General features: G+C 44.8%; 15 protein-coding genes. 7 read left to right on the top strand and 8 right to left on the bottom strand.

All coding sequences use genetic code 11. From position 1 onward, the window contains the following. Positions 1-135: 135 nt before the first annotated feature. The gene (locus tag AC27N8_RS00625; protein ID WP_487062916.1) at positions 136-1,089 is read right to left on the bottom strand and encodes a GNAT family N-acetyltransferase; all 954 of its coding nucleotides are present in this window, start codon (positions 1,087-1,089) and stop codon (positions 136-138) included. 356 nt (positions 1,090-1,445) lie between these two features. Continuing rightward, on the bottom strand, positions 1,446-2,348 hold the full coding sequence (locus AC27N8_RS00620; protein WP_487062914.1) for a response regulator: 903 nt from the start codon (positions 2,346-2,348) through the stop codon (positions 1,446-1,448). Between the two features lie 446 nt (positions 2,349-2,794). Here AC27N8_RS00620 and AC27N8_RS00615 point away from each other — a divergent pair, with 446 nt between their 5' ends. The 3 genes from AC27N8_RS00615 (at position 2,795) to AC27N8_RS00605 (ending at position 5,309) form a co-directional block, all read left to right on the top strand. Continuing rightward, complete coding sequence (locus AC27N8_RS00615) at positions 2,795-2,944, top strand: recombinase family protein (protein ID WP_487062912.1); 150 nt, start codon at positions 2,795-2,797, stop codon at positions 2,942-2,944. A gap of 1,347 nt (positions 2,945-4,291) precedes the next feature. Then, a complete protein-coding gene (locus AC27N8_RS00610) occupies positions 4,292-4,912 on the top strand; it encodes a pentapeptide repeat-containing protein (protein ID WP_487062910.1) in 621 nt (206 codons plus the stop codon). Positions 4,913-4,979: 67 nt separating this feature from the next. Beyond that, positions 4,980-5,309 (top strand): hypothetical protein, encoded by a 330-nt coding sequence (locus AC27N8_RS00605; protein WP_487062908.1) that lies wholly within the window; start codon positions 4,980-4,982, stop codon positions 5,307-5,309. A gap of 625 nt (positions 5,310-5,934) precedes the next feature. Here the strand turns inward: AC27N8_RS00605 and AC27N8_RS00600 are convergent. Continuing rightward, positions 5,935-7,245: a toll/interleukin-1 receptor domain-containing protein gene (locus AC27N8_RS00600; RefSeq protein WP_487062906.1), complete on the bottom strand. Its 1,311-nt coding sequence runs from the start codon at positions 7,243-7,245 to the stop codon at positions 5,935-5,937. A 286-nt stretch (positions 7,246-7,531) separates the two neighbouring features. On the opposite strand from AC27N8_RS00600, the gene AC27N8_RS00595 reads away from it, so the two are divergent. The 4 genes from AC27N8_RS00595 (at position 7,532) to AC27N8_RS00580 (ending at position 12,436) form a co-directional block, all read left to right on the top strand. Beyond that, positions 7,532-8,530, top strand: coding sequence for a toll/interleukin-1 receptor domain-containing protein (locus AC27N8_RS00595; protein ID WP_487062904.1), 999 nt, complete (start codon positions 7,532-7,534; stop codon positions 8,528-8,530). Between the two features lie 78 nt (positions 8,531-8,608). Further along, the gene (locus AC27N8_RS00590; RefSeq protein ID WP_487062902.1) at positions 8,609-9,481 is read left to right on the top strand and encodes a pentapeptide repeat-containing protein; all 873 of its coding nucleotides are present in this window, start codon (positions 8,609-8,611) and stop codon (positions 9,479-9,481) included. A 15-nt stretch (positions 9,482-9,496) separates the two neighbouring features. Next, a complete protein-coding gene (locus tag AC27N8_RS00585; protein WP_487067868.1) occupies positions 9,497-9,892 on the top strand; it encodes a toll/interleukin-1 receptor domain-containing protein in 396 nt (131 codons plus the stop codon). A 351-nt stretch (positions 9,893-10,243) separates the two neighbouring features. Next, the gene (locus AC27N8_RS00580; RefSeq protein WP_487062900.1) at positions 10,244-12,436 is read left to right on the top strand and encodes a tyrosine/phenylalanine carboxypeptidase domain-containing protein; all 2,193 of its coding nucleotides are present in this window, start codon (positions 10,244-10,246) and stop codon (positions 12,434-12,436) included. Between the two features lie 1,454 nt (positions 12,437-13,890). Here the strand turns inward: AC27N8_RS00580 and AC27N8_RS00575 are convergent. From AC27N8_RS00575 to AC27N8_RS00555, 5 genes are all read right to left on the bottom strand, one after another. Beyond that, positions 13,891-14,079 carry a hypothetical protein gene (locus AC27N8_RS00575; RefSeq protein ID WP_487062898.1) on the bottom strand — a complete coding sequence of 63 codons (189 nt, stop codon included), beginning with the start codon at positions 14,077-14,079 and terminating at the stop codon, positions 13,891-13,893. Between the two features lie 328 nt (positions 14,080-14,407). Next, complete coding sequence (locus AC27N8_RS00570) at positions 14,408-15,685, bottom strand: hypothetical protein (protein ID WP_487062896.1); 1,278 nt, start codon at positions 15,683-15,685, stop codon at positions 14,408-14,410. Positions 15,686-15,697: 12 nt separating this feature from the next. Further along, on the bottom strand, positions 15,698-15,922 hold the full coding sequence (locus tag AC27N8_RS00565; protein ID WP_487062894.1) for a hypothetical protein: 225 nt from the start codon (positions 15,920-15,922) through the stop codon (positions 15,698-15,700). A 749-nt stretch (positions 15,923-16,671) separates the two neighbouring features. Next, positions 16,672-17,991, bottom strand: a complete 1,320-nt coding sequence (locus tag AC27N8_RS00560) for a VMAP-C domain-containing protein (protein ID WP_487062892.1) — start codon at positions 17,989-17,991, stop codon at positions 16,672-16,674. A gap of 70 nt (positions 17,992-18,061) precedes the next feature. After that, complete coding sequence (locus tag AC27N8_RS00555) at positions 18,062-19,222, bottom strand: caspase family protein (RefSeq protein WP_487062890.1); 1,161 nt, start codon at positions 19,220-19,222, stop codon at positions 18,062-18,064. Positions 19,223-19,254 lie beyond the last annotated feature (32 nt).

Here is a 19,254-nt window from a genome sequence, read left to right as displayed (position 1 = left end):
TTGACATATCGGAACTCCCTCAACTTTGGTGAACACTGCCTGTCTGTCAGAATAGAGTCATCCTGATGTACTCATCACCAAGAGATTTTTGTATTCAAATTCTTTGTCAAGAATGAGGTGTTAGATGGAACGGTTTCACCTCTCCTCACTCAAAACCTTTTTCATGTTGAGATATTCGTGTGTTTTTCGCATCCCTGCATGCTGATAGAGCCTGGTTGCTCCTGTAAGATTGTGAGAATCAACGGCAAGACCGACTCTATGCAGATCACGACGATACAATTCGCCCAGGGTGTGTTGCAGAAGAGCCAAGCCGAGTCCTCGGCCTCGAAACGCTCTCTCAACGGCCAAGCTATTGACCCAACCTGGCGGACCAGCATGACACAGCGCACCACCAACCGGCTGATCGCCCGCCCAGGCAATAAAGTAGAGCGAGGGATCAAAATCGGCCTGCTCGATGGCCCAATGACGATACTGAGTAAAATCTTCGGCGATCTCACCCCAATGATCCTGAAAGGCCCTTTTGAACAGTTCAAAGACCGCGTGATCATCTCTCTCAGAGACAAAGGGCCGCAGCTCTACACCCTCTGGCCACAAAGGTTGCGCAGGCAATTCGTTGAGCTCAATCTCCATCCGCCAGTTGCGGCGTACTTCCTGAAAACCTGCCCTCTTATACGATTGGAGACTCTCCTGATCAATTGAGGAGATCCAACTGGAGAGCGTTATCTCTGCTGCTCGTTGAGACAACGCCATTCTCGCCCGTGCTCTCAGCATCGCTCTATTCAAGAGATAGTCGCAGAGATGCGAGTCCGGCACAGGAGGGAAGGCGCAGATCGTCACCTCGAAGGCGGCGGCCCCACTTTGTTCTAAGAGCATGGAGCCGACGAGCTGCCCAACTCGATCAAAAATCAGGCAGGTATCTCCTGCGAAATCGAGCGAGGGCAGGGAATATGTCGCCTGGACATAGGCCAGAATTTTGTGTGTATACCCATAGAGCGCACGTTCATGAGACTGGAGCAGGCCATAGATCGATGGCACATTGGAGCGTGTGGCCGGACGGATGGTGAAACCCTCTGGTTTGATAGCGTTCAAGTTCTCCTCGCTTCTTTTCTTTTTTGAGGAGTATATCAGTATTGTTCGCTTCAAGCAGACAAGCTCTATTCACCAAAGCTGACGGAGTCTCAATTTATGAGTCAAATGACAAAAAGAGATTGATCTGTGCTCAAAAAATGGGCTCACTTGAAAAAATAAGCTCATCATTCGCCAACGTTGTGGAAGATCCCATAACTTTTTGTTTCAGGTGAACGCAAAGTTGTAAGTGCGATAATGAAATGGTGGCAACGTCGTACGAGGAGCTGAGGCAAGAGAAGGAGTTCTTTGGCTGCACCAGTGTAATTCTGTCGGCTTATAAAGGAATGTCAGCAACTAAAAAGGAAATCGCATGGACGTTATGAAAAAGTTTTTCCATAAAGGCGACGTATCAACGCGCGGACACGCACCTGTAGCACCCGATAATGATATGGCTTCGTAATATAGTCATCCGCGCCAATATCAAAACCATGTAAAGTTGCCTCTACCGAGCTCTGAGCTGTCAAAAAAATAAATGGGATCTTATACCCCCCAGCGCGCAGTTTTTCTGCAAGCTGGAAACCATTTATATGTGGCATGGTAATATTTAGTATCAATAAATGTGGTTCACGCCTTTTAATCATCTGTATTGCAATACGTGGATCACCCGTAGCCTCCACTTCATACCCTTCTTTCGCAAGCACAAACTGCGCCAACTTATTCGCAAAACGGTCATCATCAATGAGAAGAATATAGGGAGCACCATTTTCACGATCGAATGGTGGCGAGGGTACAGCTCTCAATTCCTCAACTGTCCGAGTTTCAAGAAGTAATTTAGTCACCTCAGTAATACCCCTTGCCACATTCTGAAACGCTTCGTCACGGTTGCGCCATGTTGTGATAGGTTTCCCATTGATTGGTAAAACTTGCAAGTCACCAATGGGTGTCTCTTTCCAATCAACAGGACGGAGAATAATGGGAATTACCCATGCATCACCTGCCTTGTGTCTCTCAAGTGCTCGATACATCTCCACACCGTAGCAATAATTTGAGCACATGAAGTTGGGGCTAATAAACAAGAGAAGAATATCAGCAGTATCCAGGTGGGTGTTAATTTCAGGCTTCCATTCTACCCCTGGTAGAATTTCACGATCATACCATATGGTAATCTGCCCTGAGCGTCTCAGTGCTTCCAAATGGCTCTCCAGTGCCTCTCGCAGCAATTTGTCTTTACGAGCATAGCAAAAGAACACTTTGATGGCTTTCGCCGAATGTGTTGCCATCACTCACCTTTTTTCTTTCCACCAAATTTCAAGAAATGACTCTTGTAGCTTTACATACTTCTATGATTTTATCACCATTTCATCATTGCATTGACATAAGAATAAGAAGATCATAGATTTGCAGTCTTCAACTACTTTTTAGATCTCTTTTTGCTTTACCCAGCGCCGATCTCCCTTTGGAGGTGGGCGTACACGCCTCGGAGCGATGGAAAATAAGACCAATCGTTGGGCGATATGAGGATACGGAGTGCGCTGCAGGTTAGATATTTAACATGGGGTGGTACCAGCTTCTTTCAAGAAGCTGGGTATGAGAAATGGTTTGTGGACAAGATAACCGAGTCAAAGGTGGAACGAAGAGGACGAGGTGAAGTGCTGGCATATGTGGCAGGTAGGAGATACATTCATTGTCTGGAAACTAGACCTGAGCAAGGCGCTCCTTAACCCATTTGATTGAGCAACTCAAAAGTCTCCAAGAACATGGCATTGGGTTCATCAGTTTAACTGAGCAGATCGACACGACCATTCCTAATGGCAAGCTTACCTTTCAAGTACTAGGAGTACTAGCAGAAATTGAGGCAAGAATGGGATCAAAATAAAAAACTATCACAACCTGCTAGCTTCACTCGTGGGATGTTTGAAAACTCTACATGTTTGGATCGTCTTTCTTACCAATCTTGTTTACACCAGCATATGTTCCTACTGCTGCAAGAAGGGTGGTAAGCATGTTACCATCACCAGTTTGGCAATAATGAAAGATCGCTACGATAAGATAGGTCAATACGACCAAAGTAAACAATGCTGTTTTATGATCGCTAGGAATCATCTTAATGAAAAGATTTTTGAGGTTATGTTTCTCATCACCATGAGAAGGGGAGGAATTTTGGGCACGCTGAAGTAGGTTACCAGTACCTATTGTTTTAGAAGTGGTATAGGCGCATACTCCTGCGCCTTTTATCGCGGCGGTATTTTGTCAATTTAACATCTCACTCTAACCCAAAAACTTTCAATACTATACACTTATTATGGCATACATGTGATTTGTATTGCAAGGCTGGTTTAATAGGTGGTAGAAATATAACGTTTTTAAATATCCCACAAGTGAAGCTAACAGGTTGTGATAGCTTTTTCCAGTGATCCCAATCTTACCTCTTCAAAAGATGGAAAATTTTTGTGAAAGAGTGAAAAAAATAAGACGATCCACTGGAGACTTTGGTTAACGACCACGGTGCCAGCCAGACAGCGCATATATGACGAGGTCCAAACGACATAGGTGGGGCACGGCAACTCACAATGGCCATTCAAAAAACGACAGACTCTTAATAAAGAAATCTCTGATGAACCCTTTTCATACCTAATATACTCTTCCTAAGTATTGTACATTCCGTACGTCATCTATGATAGATAGCCCGTCGAAGAATACTCAAGAAACTCCATGTTATAGAAAAAAACACACTATATAGATCCATATAAGGAATGAAAGGAAAACAGTGGCAAATCAAGAGCAGCTTGAGAATACCAAGCAAGGAGTGGAGGTGTAGAACAGGTGGAGTGAGAAGCAGCGTAGTATGCGCAGGCTGTGCCGCTATTGGCGCGAGCGCTGACGATCAGAGAGCATAACCTAGGACAAAACCATTCTACCATCAAAACAGTTCGGCAAAATTACGCATTTCTCCACAAAAAACGGAATATGGGAGGAAACGCATAGATCGGAAAAGATTTTTTTGCCTGTTTCGACGGTGAGTGTCCATACGTCTCTCCTGCTTGCTTTGTACAAGAAACGTCGTGTACCTGTTCTTTTTGTATGTGTCTATAGTATATTTAGTATTGTAAACATCCAGAAATATATCATTTTTCATTGCAAAGAGTAGATTTTTTCAACTCTACAGTATGTAGGAAGTGTGGTAGACAAAAAGTATGATTCTTGTGGGAAAGAAGGACACCGTATGGCGAATCAAGAACATCTCGACATCCTTGGATACGGGGTGGAGAAGTGGAACCTGTGGAGAAAAGTTCATCCAAAGATACGACCCGGCCTGAGAGAAGCAAATCTTGATCAAGCAAAGCTCTGGGATATTGATTTTTCCAAAGCCGATCTAAGGAGGGTGTATCTTAAGGATTCTCTACTGGGTGGCGCCTTGCTTCAGGACGCTAATCTGAGGGAAGCTGACCTTACTGATGCAAGTTTTGCTGTTGCTAATCTTAGTCATGCAGATCTTACTGGAGCCCAGCTCATCAATGTTAAATTTGGCGGAGCAGAACTTAGCGGAACCAACCTCAGCTATACGAATCTCAGTGGAGCGTTTCTGAATGGAGCCAGGTTAGTCCGAACAAATTTAATGGGGGCAACCATGGTCAATTGCTCTGTGTATGGAATATCTGTATGGGATGTACAATTGCAAGGAACAAAACAAGAGAACCTAATTATCACTCTCCATCCACCAAATATCACTGTTGACAATCTTGAGGTTGCACAGTTTATCCTATATCTTGCTGAACAACCAAAAACTTCGAGATGTAATAGATACTATCACCTCGAAAGTGGTTCTCATCCTTGGCCGTTTTAGTCATGATCGCAAATCTGTTCTTGATACGCATAGGGACGAATTACGTAAAAAAAACTATTTGCCGGTGATGTTCGATTTTAAGAAACCGATCAGCCGTGATCTAACAGGCACTATTAGTACTCTTGCACACTTAGCACGCTTCATCATTGTCGACTTGACCGATCCGAGTAGCGCGCCACATGAAATCGCAACCGTGATTCCTCAAACTGTCGTTCCTGTACAGCCTGTGATTCTCGATGGAGAGAATGAGTACAGTATGTTCCGTGACCTGAGGCAAAGATACCATTGGGTGTTGCCTACGTACTTTTACACGGATCAAGCCCATTTACTCGCGACGCTTAAAGAGCACATCATCGAACCAGCTGAACGGAAGGCGCAGGAGTTAAAAATGCGCTAAGGATGAGACATTACTGTTGATTTTCATGGACCTTTCGTTGCAATGCTGTACAAAGTCTCTCTAACAGGAAAAATGTTCTGTTATATACGCTTTCAATTTGACAACCGTAATGCTACAGTTCACGCGTTCTTGCTGAAGTCTGTGATAGCGCGATTCGAGTTCAGCGCTCTGATTGTAAAATTGTTCAACCTCTATTTATACTGCCCGCGCCTGGCGTTTCGCTTTGTTACGTTTAGCACAAGATTTATGCAAGAGTTCGACCAAGCGCCGGCACTTGTACTCAAGCAGTGGATCGCGTGCTAGCTCCTTGATCTTGCAAGAAGTTTCCTGACCTTTTCTCGACTTTCGTGCTCTTCCTCTTGAGGCTTCGTCTGTTGTTTTTGTTGTGCCGTTGATGTTCAAATGGTGGATATACACTATATTCATCCGAGATTGGCTACCGCAATGCGATAACTACCTTCAGCCATAATCAGAGTGAAGGTTTGCAACGTATTTTCCTCATGGAAAACGATCAGGACAGTATTCGAGTGCCCGTAGGATCATTAATTAAAAGTTCTTGCTTCTAAGAATACACAGCGTAAAAATATGATTGTATCGTTTTTTTACAAAACTAGAGCAATCCTCGTTACATCGTTTTCACTTTGAGGTGGCGTAACAGCTCTGCGAAGCGTTGTTGATAGATCACATCATCCTGCCAGCTCGTGAAGTCGCCAATGTGTCGGCTCTCACGCAACCTTGCTGCCCAATCTTCTTTGGCAAGTAGCACCGCCTCATCAAGTCGGAGCGGAAAAAGAAGATCGCATCGTTCACGTGCCTGCCGATTCAGCGTCGTTTCTACTTCATAGGCGACCCAATTGCTCGCAACTGCATACTCAGAGAGAAGTAAAATCACTGTTTCGTGAATCTGAATGGCCTTTTCAATCCCACGGTGAAACAGCGTGCCTGGTCGCAAATCATGGGGCGCAAACCAGCAACGAACCCCCCTGTCTTGCAGATCCTTGTAAAGACGTCGCGCCAAAACTTTATCCTGATGGGCATAGCTAATGAAGCAGGATGCATATTGGATCGCAGTCGTAAACAATGAGTCGTAGTAGTCGATAAACGTATCTGAGAACCCTGAGCCCTGAAGAAAGTGGATGCGTGTGTCACCTTCAGGAAGGTGCACACTATTGATATTGACCATTGAAGGGCCATCATGGATAGCAGTACCAAGCCTCTTAACAACACAAAGGTCAATCCCCTCAAAGATGGTGCCGCCCAGATGCGTTGCATGAAAATCGGCATCTTGGAGATCAGCACTGCTGAGATTTACCTCACGAAGATTGGCCATATTGAGATCGGCACCACGGAGGTTTGTCTCGCTGAGATTGGCATGACGAAGGTCAGCAGCGTTAAAATTGGCATGGCTGAGATTCGCACCCCTAAGATCAGCCTCACAGAGGTTGGCCTCTCTCAGGTCAGCGTAGCTCAGGTTAGCCTCTCTCAGGTCAGCATGGCGGAGATCTGCGCTTCTCAGGACAGCACGATGAAGGTTAACATGGTTAAGTTTAGCATTGCGCAGTTCGGCCAAACTGAGATTCGCAAAGCTGAGATGGGCACGTTTTAGACTGGCATCATTGAGGCAAGTATTCCAAAGGCTGGCCCTCCCAAGATCGGCAAAGGTAAAGATTGCACCACTGAAGTTAGCCTCACTAATGTCAGCATGGCGAAGGTCAACACCCCTCAAGTCAACATGACGGAGGGTAACCCCCTTGAGGTCGGCAGCATTAAGATCAGTACGACGAGAGTCACCAACATCAAGGTCAGCATGGAAGGGATGAGCGGTATCAAAGTTGGCATCCCCAACATCTAACCGGACATTATTATGCTTCTCCCAATATATATTCCACTGGGTTGTTCCTTGCTTCAGCAACGCAACCTGTTCTTGATTGTCCATGAGCTTCCTTTCCTCTTCCCGGGTATTCTTGCGTAATACTAAGCCGCAAGAGGTAAAACAAGATGCAACTTTGAAAGCAACCTGGATATCTGTTGAGAGCATCAATCCTTGTACCGTGGTGCTCTCTGAGAGGCTATATTTATATTTGTAAAGTATACTCCTTTTACGTTATATGAGAGAGAACAATCTCGTAAAGATATTCTGGAAAAAGAAGTGACACAGGCGACGATGAAGAGATAGACGAGTGCGTATGGATAGTGCCTGATGCGTGAAGGGAACGATGAGCATGACTGAACCCAAAAAAGCGAGCATCACTATCAGCAAAGCCTTGGTGCACATTTTATTGAAGACGATCGAGGCCATTGGCAGTGTGATGGGCATTCCCCCGGTTGCCGGAGCAATGGCTCTGCCTGCAACGATTGCCGCCTCTGAAGCTGTACGTCTCTTCCTGACACAAAAAAATGAAGAAGTGTCTGAACTCTCAGCACCACACTGGTGGTCAAGTAATGCAGAGTCCTGGCAAGCCGTGTGTGCTTTTATAGAACGTCGTTTTCCTCTGACTATGGATGCGGTTATAAAGCAGGTCCAATACCTGCCAACGCATACTAGTGTGAAGCACACGCTTATTCCGGCGATCTCTCAAACCATGCCGACATGGGAGACTCCATTTCAAGAACGAGGTATGATTGCTACCTATCTTGCGTTGCTCATCCTGACGAAGGGAACGGAAACTCTCAAGCTACTGCTCGATCAGAAGCAGAAAGATTACCAGATAGAGCTGATTGTGAAAATTTTTAATCTGCTTGACACAGCTCAACAGACAGCCCCCCTGCCCCTTCTCACTTCTCTTTCTTCTCGAAATCATCCAATACCTATTGGGTCATTCGTTACAACGATCCTTGATCAGAAGATGCAACAAGCAGTCGATGATACGTATATCTGCTACAACGAGGAAGATGAGGCCAAAGTCTTTCCCATTGGAGAGGCTCTCAAGGCAAAAGGTATCCCGCCCTGGTTCGACTTTCTTAGTAAACCTGGAATAGTGAGAGCAAAACAACATGGATGTATGATTATAAGCATTTCATCTGCAGCTGTTTTTGTGGGGCAATATGCCATTGCACGCTGGCAAGAAATACACATATATGCCTTTTTGGAACAAATTGTTCCGTGTGAGTGCTTCGTCATCTCCCTCTTACTCAAAAACGCTCCGTCAACATCGAAGTTGTCTCTATTTCTTGGTATCTCGTCTGGGTTGATTTCCATCGCTCTGCACCTGACCCTCTGACATACTTGATCTGGAGATTAACAATTGAGCAGAGTGATGATGATGAGTAGGCATATATTTTTCAGGAGCTTCTAATCAATGGCAAATAGAGGACACGTAGCACTACTTCAAAAGAGTGTTAAAGCATGGAATCGCTGGCGAGGTAACCACCAAGACACCCCCCCGGATCTCAATAACGCCGATTTTAGTATGTTCAAGCTTAGCCTTGCTGATCTTAGGGGGGCCAAGCTTAGTAATGCCGATCTCAGCAGTACAGATCTGAGTGGTGCCGATCTCAGCTATGCCGATCTTACCAATGCCGATCTTACCAATGCCAATCTCAGCCATGCCGATCTTAGGAGCGCCACTCTTTGGGATGCCGATCTCAGGAATGCCTATCTGAGTGGTGCTGATCTCAGTGATACCACTCTTTGGGGTACTAATCTCGGCCATTCCGATCTCAGGGGGGCTGCTCTTTGGGATGCCGATCTCAGCCATGCCGATCTTAGGAGCGCCACTCTTTGGGATGCCGATCTCAGGGATACCGATCTGAGTGGTGCCGATCTCAGGGATGCCGATCTGAGTGGCGCCAAACTCCGCAGTGTCAAGTTCAAGGGTGTCGATCTCAGGGATGCCGATCTGAGTGGCGCAGATCTCACCCGTGCTGATCTCAGCGACGCCGATCTCAGCCATGCCGATCTGAGTGGCACCACACTCACCAGTGTTAATTTCATTGGTGTTGCTCTCAGTTCTACTATTTTTGCACAAGTAGATCTGTGTTCAGTTAAAGGCCTTACCATGATTAAGCATGGCGGCTCTTCCAGAGTTGAACTCCATAGTATCCGCCTTCCTCCGGATGGCAGTGCGTTCCACTTTTTACGTGGTGCTGGCATTCCTGATGAATGGATCGATTTTTATTATGCCATGATGATGCAGCCCATTCAGTATTATTCATGTTTTCTTAGTTACTAGAGTGGTGATGATTTCATTGCTCAACGCCTCCATGCGGACTTGCAAGCTCATGGTGTCCGTTGCTGGTTTGCTCCACACGATCTTAAGCCTGGGAATTATATGCGGAAAGAGATTGACCAGGCCATTCATCTGCAAGAAAAGCTTCTCCTTATTCTGTCTGAGAGCTCTGTCAACAGTGGATGGGTTGAACACGAAGTTGAGCTTGCATTCACGAAAGAAAAAACTCAACGGCGCGAGATTCTTTTTCCTATTCGTATCGACGATGTCGTTCTCCAACGAACTAGTCACTGGGCCACGACACTCCAAGCCACACGTCATATTGGTGACTTTACCAATTGGACAGACCCAACAATCTATCCACACATATTTGATCGCCTGCCAAGGGATTTGAAGAAAGCTGATGAGTCGTAGCGTGTTTCTTTGAAGCATTGGCTCTCTTGATTATTGCTTTGTGCAAGCTTTCCCTGATTTCTGAAGATGTACATATGAAGGATGGAATTATTCGCAAAAATTAATGGATTTCTGGATGTTGATGTGATATATGGGGAGGCGTGACGGACAAGAAGGATTTCAACCCGTGATAGTGTTAATCGTGGGGAAGCGTTATCATCGAGATTGCAAAGCAGTTGCTGTCTTCTCCATAAAGAATGATTTTCAGTGCATAACATAAATGCACCAAGATAGTTCCTTAAAATTGAGCGAGACGAGAGAGATCAAATATACAGATATGCCCATGAGGCTGCGACCAAAGGAGAGGTGACGTTGCAACCTCATTCTGAGTTAGAAGTACTGCATAATATGCTTCTTTTCTACAGCCGAAGAGGGCAGCTGGTTGAAGCAAGTATCATGTTTGATCAGACATTCGAACGTCTTCAACGATTAGAAAAATTAACCTCAGAAGTGTATGCTCTTTTTTTATTTGACAAGGGAAGATTGATGTCCTATATGGCAGATCAGGAAATTAAAGCAGAAACATCATTAAATTTCACTCAGGCAAGTGCGAGTTATGTCAAAGATAGTATTACGAATTGGCGATCTAGTCTGAAGAACGCTTTGCCATTACAGGAGGGCTTCTACCAGTTTAAGTTGGCTCGAGCTCTTAATGACCTAGCATGCGATCTACGCACATTAAAGCAATATTCCGACGCACGTCAAGCAATTGAGGAAAGCATCAAGCTAAAGAAAAAAACTGGCACACCTTCTTATTCCATCGCGACAGCTTTAAGTGAGTATTCTCAAATACTGGCAGCCCAAGGCAAAATCCGCGACGCGCTTTCCATTAACGATGAAGCAAAGAACCTGTTAGAACAATCAGTCACGAATGGTGATGATTTGCATAAACCAGAGCTCGGCCTCGTTCTTAAGGAACAAGCTGATATTTTTTTGCTCCAGGCCTCTTTTACAAACGCAAAGTCTCTGCTTGAGCAAGCAGTAGAGTTAATGGGCAATAAGCCATTACGGCAAAAAGACAAAGCAAGAGCAAAGGCGCAAATTGAGCACATCCGACTGATCACAAGCTCTTCACAACCTTATCAGCTAGATAAGCGTTGGTTTTCTCGTTATGCCGATCTTGTCGACTTTGACGATACCAAATGGCTTACTCAATCGGGTCTTTTCACTGAAGCCGAAGCCGAGGAGTGGAAATATCTGAGCTCTTATGAAGATGAGCAAAGCCGCGATCGCAAATCGGAACTCATGGCGCTCTCTAAAAAGCGAGAGTTCCAACGCAGCTTGGATGAGAAAAGCGAGCCAATTATTCTACATCCATCACTTCATCTAGATGAGATAAGAAAATATGTCAATGGTTTAAAGAATTACCGTCAAGAGATCGAGTCACAGGAAGAAAATATGGTTGTACGCCATTTCTACCTTGATGCTATTGATGATAACTTGACCTTTTTGCTTCTTTGTGAGGCTATAGCTTTACAAGATCCAGTAGCCGCAATGCAATACAATATAAAGTTGTATGGTAAGCCCAGTGAGCGTGAATTTAAAATTGCTCTGCAACAACTCTGCCAAATACTTTTTGAAGCTAGTACCCATCCCCTTGCGAACACTCCAGCATTAGATGCCTTGGAACAACTCAAAGAATGGGGAATTTCGCCTGAGGATATTGTGACTAGAGATTTGTTCATTCCATCATTTAGTCCAATTCAACGGCAGATAAATCACAAAATGCTTGCTAACGAGAAAAAGAAGTTCTCCACAGCTACTATTTGCAGATTTTTCCAGGCGGTTCTAGAGCAATATGGCGAAAACGATTGGCATGTTTACGTCAATTCTGCTCGTGACCATACCACCGTTGATCCTAACATTAAAGAATTGATTTTGCCGGAAACAAATTTTTCTGTACGAAAAGTACGTCAATTGCTCGCGGAGGAAATTGAGACGCATTCCTATCGGGCAATCGCTGGACGGAACTCTTCGCTAGCGCTCTTGGGCTCCGGACTTGCCAATCATCTTGCTGCTGATGAGGGGCTCGCATATCATTATGTCCAGAGCGTAAGTAGTGCTGTGTATGGTGAATACGAAGAAAAAAGATGGAACGCCACCTTGACGACAGGCCTAGTTGCTGGCGTTCTTACACATGCGCTTTCGTTTCCTGAACTACGAAGCTTTCTGGACAAAATGTTTTTGGTGAACAAATTTTTAGAAGGCGATACCTACGAAGACGCTCTTGCATTTGCCATGCAAGCTGCATGGAGACGTTGTAATCGGGTTTTTCAAGGTGGTGGATGCGTCTCACTCAAAGACCGCGTCTACTTGCAAGGACATTTAGAGATAAGCGACTACCTTTCTCAAGGAGGAGAAGAACAGCGGCTCTATGTTGGATGCGTTGGGATTGAGCATTTAGAGGATTTGGCTGAATTAGGCATCACGGCTCCAAATTATCCGCATCAGCATCTTGCTCTTGCGACTGATCTTGCAGAACAACTTGCTTCATACGATAGATAAATCTATAGAATGCATGCTATAATGGTCAATAATGAAAAAATTGAATATTTCAATAAAATAATGTATACTAGTCGTAAGACAGGTTGCCAAGATACTTTTAAATGAAAGGAAGTATATATGGATACCACAAAGTTTTCCATCGATTACGGAAAAGATGATGATGATCCACCGGATAGCGATCCTCGGGGTAAAGACGACGACGAGGATTGATCAATTAGCCAAATTGTTTTCTTTGTAGAGCGAATAGAATGCAGAAAAAGCCTTGCAGCGCAAATCTGCAAGGCTTTTTCGTTTCAGGAAATCACCAGGTATATTTCCGTATTTCATGTCCAGAAAAAGAAGAATGCTACAAGACGTAAGAAAGGAAAGCACAAAGACATCGTGCTCATCTACGTATACAATGTGATAGCTCGCAGGACCAATATGAAGCCATTCGTATCGTTGCAACAAGTGTCTTCGCTTGTGGATGAACTGGCTAGCAAAAACGTCGCAGGGAGGAATAGATCTAGTCTGGGATTGACATTGTTTAATGGAACGTGCGTCTATTTTAAAAATGCAAGGTCGTAGGGAAGAGGCCTTCTCGTCTGAGATTGACATAACCAGAATTAGGCACTCGGCACACCGCTGGATGTGGTCGCAGGGAGGAAGGTATCTCGTCTGAGATTGACCTTAACCATGGACTCGGAGCCACACCCGATTTTGTCATGCGTCGCAAGGAAGAAACTATCTTATCTGAGATTGACATACATATACCGTTGCCAGAAGAAAGGCACTTTCGCTCACATTTGAGATTGAAATATATTGTCATCAAGAGTACTGGTCAGGCTGTCTTTGTGTCGCAGGGAAGAAGGTATCTCATCTGAAATTGACATATTGGAACAAGAGAGCCAACCCTTGAAGGGCAAAAAGTCGCAGGAAGGATGGTATCTCATCTGAGATTGAAATAGACAGGCAGTGGTTCTCGCATTATCAAGAACTCGGTCGCAGGGAAGAAGCCATCTCATCTGAGATTGAAATGAGCATATCGTACTCCGGCTTCCTCCCTGGACATCGCCGTCGCAGAGAAGGTGCCATCTCGTCTGAGATTGAAATCTGCAATGTGGCAATATGTCGTCATATCTACTTTTCGTCGCAGAGAAGGTGCCATCTCGTCTGAGATTGAAATTTCTTTCTTTGAGATCCAAGCGTCACCTCTGCCACGTCGCGGGGAAGATCCTATCTCATCTGAGATTGAAATCGTAAATAATGTTCAGCAGATCGGCAACGTAATTGGTCACAGGGAAGAAGCTCTCTCATCTGAGATTGAAATATAATGTATGGCTTGTCCGCGAGACGGGAAGGATTTAGTCGCAGGGAAGAAGCTCTCTCATCTGAGATTGAAATACTTTTCCCATGCTTTGGGGTCCTTGTCGGAAAGAGTCATAGGGAAGAAGCTCTCTCGTCTAAGATTGACATTACTTGAGTTTCAACGCGACCAGGGCGCATCGAAAGGTAGCCGGTGGGATGAAGACACTGTGCATCTGCTGTGAGACCTCTTCGATGATGTTTGCGAGGCACGCAGTGATGGACGTTCCAAGCTTGCTGCCTCGCAAATGAAGAGGATGTTCCCGAACGCGCTTGACACGACCTTTTATGCGTTGCATCCCTCTGCTCTACTCCTTACAAAGCCATCGCGTTTCTACATATATGAGGAGATTTTCTAGTGATGGCTCGCAAACGACCTTCTGAAGCAGCCTCCGAGGGGGATCGAGGCACATCGCCGTCGCGGGGAAGATCCCATCTCGTCTGAGATTGAAATTCCATACATCTTGTTGAAACCCTTTCACTGCCCCATGTCGCAGGAAAGATGTCATCTCTTCTGAGATTGAAATCGCAAAACTATTTATGAATGGCGGTACGACGATTCGTTGTAGGGAGGATGCTCTCTCATCTGAGATTGAGATTTATAAGGGTCTTCTAAATCAGAAAGGACTAGTTTTGTTGCAGGGAGGCTGAGCTCTCGTTTGAAATTGACATTTGCCGACTCTTACCTTTTGTGATGCGACGGCGATAGTCGCAGGGAGGAAGAGGTCTCGTCTGAGATTGACACAGGAACGCAGTGCAGGTGGCTACAGACCTTGGAGGTCGTGGAGAGGGAAAGATCTCATCTGAGGGTGGGCATTCATTCATTTGTAAAATTCCTGTGTTGATTGATTGCGCCCGTTGCAGTGCTCGTGTATTAATGATGAGATAGATGAGCGTATTGAGAATGTGGATGGAGCATCGGTTGCGCACTTTGGGTCGTTCAATTCCTCGTTCTTTGGCTTGACTGTTGATTCGTTCACACGACGTGCGTTGCCGGTAAATTGCCTTGTAGAGCGGGCTGGTGCGATCTATTTGTACACGCATCTGCCCCCCCAACTCGGCGTTGACATCCTTGACACAACCTTTCTCTTTGAGAAACTGAGGATGGTCACACGTCTGCCCATTCTTCTGAGGATGTAAAAGAAGGCAGCGATAACGTTGGGCTCGATACCCATTGGTGTGATGAAATTGATAGGTGGGGTACATACGCAGTTTCTTTGGACAGAGAGGAACCCCATCAGCATCACGTTCATAGACCGGATGGCCATGCTGATTGAGAGGAACGGCTGCTATTCCACCATGGTGGACGACGCGTTGGTACACATACCAGGCATCATAGGCAGCATCAGCGGTAAGGTTGATGGGAAATGCATCGATGGCTATCACCGTTTGCAGATACAATGGCTCGAAGTACGTCACATCACCTTCGTTGAAAGGTAAGGTGTACTCAGCGAGTACAACATCACCATAATCGGCGGTGGTGGCGGCGACCACGCCGCTTCCGTAGCCCCAAAGGCATTCCTTTTGCACCTTTTTTGACCCATCGGCTTGTTCCAGGTTCGTGCTTTTTTTGACGCCGACTTTGCAATCGGGATCGCCTGTCGGTTGACGATCAGGAAAGAAACGACCAAGAATGTTTACACGTGGATTGTTCTCTTTGACCCAGGCATAGATATGCTTGACATCGATAGCAATGGTTTCTCCCAGCGCAGGAATTTCGTGTTGTAAGGCATGAACGCTGGCCTGGAGAAGATCTTGTAAGAGTCCGTGATCAAGCGTCCTCTGCTTGGACGCCAGCCAACGCTTTTTCGGAAGCGTCCGCTGGACATCAAAGCCATGGGGTTGGTGAGGATCAAGGACCAGACGAAAGCCGAGCTCAATGATGAGAAGAGGATGTTCCAGCAAAAATGAGCGCAGTTATGTCACATACGGTTTACCTTCAATGAGTTTGACAAGGAACGCTTTGATGTAGGCAATCTCTGGATGAGCCGGTCGGCCACGAAACGTTCGTGGCTCGTGGCTGGTCAAAAGAGGGCGCCAGTCAATACAAGAAAAAAAGGTACGGTAGCGCTGAACCACAGCATCATGCTCAATCATGGAGGCAAGGGTGGGCTGGTCAAACGTCAGAGAGTACGGTATCATTGGAAACAACTCCTTGGGAAGGGGATTTTGATGATACATATACTCTGCCAAGGTGTTCTTCTTTTGTCAAACAATAAGTGACTTTTGAGTTTTAATCATATTCTTTTGAGTTTTAAATTAATGCGCACCCTCTCATCTGAGATTGAAATATGAAAACATGGTGGTCCAAAGCTTGGCAGGCTAAGTCGTGGGGAAGAGCCTCTCTCGTCTGAGTTGACAGTTAAGTAACACAGAACGATCACATTCCTGCCCTTAGCATTTTCCAATGTACGTGCTTTATGAACATGTTCCTGGTCAAAATGTACTTTGTGGTATATGGTGTTGCTACAGCTCATGTAGAAAGATGATGATCACTTGGTATGGTGTGCTGGTAGAAGCATACCTGCAGGGGTATTCTTGACCCATCAGGGGCATGCGAACGAGAGGTGTGCTGGTTTCGCATCCTCTTCGAAGCGTTGGCATGTCTTTTCTTGCCTTTTAAGGAGACACAATTTTGGCTTTTTGACAATGCTTTCTCTCTTTTGTTTATGCCCTCTGCTTGCTCGTAACTATCTTATTGCGTATATCGTGGGATAGAGAAGGTCTTCCTGGATATGATGTGATTATTCTACTTATTTATACCCTGGAGAGGTTTTTGCACACATTGAATGAAACTCGCTTCAAACTGTTGAGGACCAATGAGGGCAAACACGCATCCGAACGTATCATATTTTTTATTTTTCGGCTTATTTAGATGAGGTTGCCTTGACTTAGAGATCAACCAATCGTTCGCTGCTTTTCTTCTCATTCACAGGAGAGGATGTAATAGATAAAGTAGTCAAATCTTGCGGAACACGGCGTGGGTTATCCCATAAGAGGGTAAGATAGTGCGTAATATGATGTGTATGGTTCTGTTCTATGGCCATGGTGCGCTCTCGCCATAGGTGTTGAGGCAATGTGAAAAAATTCAGATTCAACAATAGTTTTTCACAAGCCTGCGCAATCTCTACCTCACTAAGTTCGTCAGAAGATCGTCCAAGCCAGAAAGCGATAGGGGTTCCTGCGTTAAGCATAGTAAGAATCGGATGAGGTCTATCAATTACAATTGATGACGGTACAAATGTGAAAATAGGCAATTTTTCCTGATTTAGTGCTCCTCGTAACACTGTAATAAAGTTTCCCTTCGCTTTTTGATAGGCTTCCTCGCTAAAAAATTTAAACTGTTGTATCCCGCTAGTTCGTTTTTCAAATTTGTTCCAATAGTTGCTCCATTTCCTACGCCTCTCCTCGTTCTGATCAGTAACACGTTCTAAAGATCTAACTACCACTGGGTACTCTTTAGTAATTGAGTTGAGTTCGTTTTCACCCACATCGATCATCCACTGATCGAGATCGGAACAAAGCAAAACGTAGGGTAGAAACAGCTCAATCACCAATTGGACTGATCCATCCTTAAGTCGGCCCGCAGCTTCATTGATGATGTTAAAAAATGCTGCTGATAAAGTGGTTATTTGCAACGCAATATGTTTGTGATAAAAATATGTTTTTGGTTCATTAGAGGCATCCCAAAGCCAAGCCTTCACTTCGAATGACGCCTGCTCTTGCCAGTTACCCGTTACGTCTGATGCCGGCGGTGTGAACGCAATTTGGAGAAATGAAACGCTCTCAGTTTGGGCCTCCAGCATATCTTTGTCCGATAAGCTTTCTAGAGTAGACTCGCGAACACAGGCTCCTCCTGAAGAGCTATGATAGCGCTCTTTTTTGGAAAATGACGTTCCATCACGCAATGCCGTTGTACTTTCGTTATTTTGACGTTCGTCAGTTAATAGCTTACCTTTCAACTTTGGACGATCTTCCAGTATCTTTCCTACCAAAACGCTATAGTTATCACGGTGTTCAAAGTGCTCAATTAAGACATAGGCCTTTTGAAGTAACGTATCTGCTCTCTTAAGCTTAGGTCGTAGTTCTTGTTCTACTTGTAGCGCTTTGCATAAGGTTTTGAAGTCTATATCATCATGAGTACGTCCAATTTCCTTAGCTAAAGCATCTCGATTTACTTTAGATAGATCATATTGGTTTTCTGGCTGCACTTTGATGCTCCATCTTTTCCATCGAAGAGACATGCTCTTATGATCAAACTTTTCTATTTACCCCTGAAAACTAGAGAAGCTTATTCTTTAAGGGCGGACGATCTTTGAGAATCTTCAGAACCAGCTGGTCATATGTTCCTTGACGCTGAAAATAGTCAATTAAGACATAGGCTTTCTGAAGTGGAGTTTCTGCTTTCCTAAGTCTACTCTGTAGTACTCGTTCTACTTGTAGCGCGATACACAGGGTGTTGAAATCAACATCATCGTAGCTACTCTCTATTGCCTTTGCTAGCTGGGATCTATCTACCTTTAGAAGGTCAGAAATAGCTATTGTATTTGATGCATTGGATGTATCGTTCACCTGATCTGCCATGTTTTTTCTCCTCTGAGGAACAAACGCAATCACAAATCTATCTCCTCGCATATTAATCTGAGGTATCTGAACTATCCCCTTTCCATAAATTGTTTGCACTGTTTCTGGCACTTTTTTACTGACATAATCGAAGATGCTTGCAACCGTTATCTCTGGTTCATGCGCTGAATTCGTTTCTCCATGTAGTACGGTGAGTAGATGATATGTAAAGATACTATGCTGTTTGTCTTGCATTAACCATGAGGATTGGTTCTGGTCAGAGGAGAGCATAATAGTGTATCCTCTCCCTGCTCCTAGTTGTTCATAGGTGAGTCTTGGCTCAGCGCTTTTGGTAAATGCTTCTGGAAGCTCAGTATCTGGCATTTTAACGTTATTGAATCCCCCGGCATGACAGCAATCCAGAATAATGAAGATCTTTTTGGCGTTGATGGGCCTTAGTGCCTTTGCTAGTTCTTCCAAAGAAATGGCGGTGTCGCTCAGATTTTTAAGATTGCAATTTCCTGGAATTAAATAGAGTAGCCCATCATCTTTAGAATGATCTGGTTCAACAGTCGAAATCCTTTTTGCGTGGCCTGAGAAATAAATGATTACAGTTGACGTGTTTGTAGTATTGTCTGCAAGCCATTCTAAGCCACCCAGAATATTATTTTTACTTGCCAAGTAGCTACCAGGGGTCTTGTTTACCAGCAAGCTTACGTGCGCGGAGGGGTAGCCACATGAATCTGGATCTATTAATACTTTCGCAAGTTCACTTGCATCATTGACTGTACCTGGAAGCGATAAACGTGGATCTGTACAGTGTCCTACTCCAATGAGTAGGGCAAAGCCATCTTCAAACAATTTTGATGCTGGTGACATTGTTCCCTCTTATAGCATTTACGAGAGCAGAT

The organism is Dictyobacter sp. Z7_2, assembly GCF_057551105.1.
This window is presented reverse-complemented; position numbering and strand designations above follow the sequence as displayed.

Excerpts from the sequence above, each read along its gene's own strand:
- AC27N8_RS00590 (WP_487062902.1), top strand. The coding sequence starts at position 8,609 with ATGGCAAATAGAGGACACGTAGCACTACTTCAAAAGAGTGTTAAAGCA.
- AC27N8_RS00565 (WP_487062894.1), bottom strand. The coding sequence starts at position 15,922 with ATGATACCGTACTCTCTGACGTTTGACCAGCCCACCCTTGCCTCCATG.
- AC27N8_RS00610 (WP_487062910.1), top strand. The coding sequence starts at position 4,292 with ATGGCGAATCAAGAACATCTCGACATCCTTGGATACGGGGTGGAGAAG.
- AC27N8_RS00595 (WP_487062904.1), top strand. The coding sequence starts at position 7,532 with ATGACTGAACCCAAAAAAGCGAGCATCACTATCAGCAAAGCCTTGGTG.
- AC27N8_RS00575 (WP_487062898.1), bottom strand. The coding sequence starts at position 14,079 with ATGCAACGCATAAAAGGTCGTGTCAAGCGCGTTCGGGAACATCCTCTT.
- AC27N8_RS00555 (WP_487062890.1), bottom strand. The coding sequence starts at position 19,222 with ATGTCACCAGCATCAAAATTGTTTGAAGATGGCTTTGCCCTACTCATT.
- AC27N8_RS00600 (WP_487062906.1), bottom strand. The coding sequence starts at position 7,245 with ATGGACAATCAAGAACAGGTTGCGTTGCTGAAGCAAGGAACAACCCAG.
- AC27N8_RS00620 (WP_487062914.1), bottom strand. The coding sequence starts at position 2,348 with ATGGCAACACATTCGGCGAAAGCCATCAAAGTGTTCTTTTGCTATGCT.
- AC27N8_RS00605 (WP_487062908.1), top strand. The coding sequence starts at position 4,980 with ATGTTCGATTTTAAGAAACCGATCAGCCGTGATCTAACAGGCACTATT.